This window comes from Desulfosarcina cetonica JCM 12296 (genome assembly GCF_001311845.1).
Lineage (GTDB): Bacteria > Desulfobacterota > Desulfobacteria > Desulfobacterales > Desulfosarcinaceae > Desulfosarcina > Desulfosarcina cetonica.
In genome coordinates this window covers 1-1,471 of the sequence record NZ_BBCC01000440.1, presented here as the reverse complement: position 1 = coordinate 1,471, position 1,471 = coordinate 1, and the positions used below count along the sequence as shown (strand labels likewise).

Annotated in this window: 2 protein-coding genes; both read right to left on the bottom strand. The window is 64.6% G+C overall.

Annotated elements, in window-relative coordinates; translation table 11 throughout:
• A partial coding sequence (locus JCM12296_RS34770; RefSeq protein ID WP_157068195.1) for an FAD-dependent oxidoreductase occupies positions 1-511 on the bottom strand: 511 nt, incomplete at its 3' end.
• Between the two features lie 56 nt (positions 512-567).
• Positions 568-1,471: 2-oxo acid dehydrogenase subunit E2 (locus JCM12296_RS34765; RefSeq protein WP_218188450.1), on the bottom strand; the 904-nt coding region annotated here is incomplete at its 5' end.

Below are 1,471 nucleotides of genomic sequence, written 5' to 3'. Positions count from 1 at the left end.
CGCCGCGGGCGTCCATGATCCGGCCGCCGTCGGCGAAGGGATGGTCGCTGAGGGGGATCGGCTCTGAGCCGGAGGCAATGATCGCATGCTTGAAACGGATCCGGCGCACCTCGCCACCGGACAGGCGTACATGGTGGGCATCTTCAAAGGTTGCCCGGGCCTGCAAAAGCTGCACGCCGCGCTGGCGGCTCAGCGCCATCAGCCCGCTGGCCATGGCCTCGACGACCTTTTTTTTCCAGGCCCGCATCTGTTCAATATCGATCTGCGGCCGGCCGAAGGTGATGCCCATTTCCCCCGCCCGCTGCGCATCAAAAAGCAGTTCCGCAAGAAACAGGAAGGTCTTGGAAGGGATACAGCCCTCGTACAAGCAGACGCCGCCGGGCCCTGACCGCGCATCCACGAGGGTCACATCCAGGCCCAGATCGGCGGCGCGAAAAGCGGCGGCATAGCCTCCCGGCCCGCCGCCGATCACCAGGACTTCGGTTTCCTGTTCCAGTTCGCCCATGACCATGGCTCACTCCTTTTTCAGCTTGCCGGTTACACAAAAACGCTTCCCCCGCCGCAGGATCAGATGCCCATCAAGAACGCGTCCGGATCCGCCAGCAGGGCCATCAAGCGTTTGAGAAAACCGATGGCCTCTGCGCCGTCGGCCACCCGGTGATCGAAACACAGAACCAGCGGCATCATCAACCGGGGAACGATCCGATGCCGCCCCCCGTCGTCGGTCTCCACCACCGGTTGCATGCGGGCCTGTCCGGTTCCCAGGATGGCCACCTCGGGATAGTTGATGATCGGCGTGAAGAACCCGCCGCCCATGGCACCGGCATTGGTCAGCGTGAAGGTTCCCCCCTGCAGGGCATCCCGTGAGATCTTCCCCGCCCGGGTCGTTTGGACGATGTCCGCCAGTTCTACGGCCACGTCGGTAACGCTCTTGCGATCCACATCGCGGATGACGGGAACGATCAGCCCCCTGTCCGTATTGACCGCCACCCCGAGGTGATAATACTGCTTGAGGATGATCGCCTGTCCGGCCAGGTCCAGCGTGGCGTTGAAGCGGGGGAACGCCTTGAGGGCCGCGACCAGTGCCTTGACCACAAACACGGTCATGCTCAAACGGCCGCCGGCAGCCTCGATCTTTGCCTTATGGGCCAGACGGAACGCTTCCAGCCGGGTTACATCCACCGTATCCTGGCTGCTTACATGGGGAATCTGGGACCAGGCGGTGGCCATCTGAACGGCGGTGGCCCGCCGGATGGAGCGGAAGGGGATTCTTTCCACCGGCCCCCAGCGGGTGAAATCGGGGAGCTTCGGCGATGACGACGGCATGCCGCCGGACGCAAGGGGGCTGGCCCGGCCGCGTCCTCCGTTTTGTCTTCCGCCAACGACGTGTCCCCTTTGGCGGCCGCCCGCACATCCTCGGCGGTTACCACCGCCCCCGCGCCGGTGGGTGTTACCGCGCGCAGATTCACAC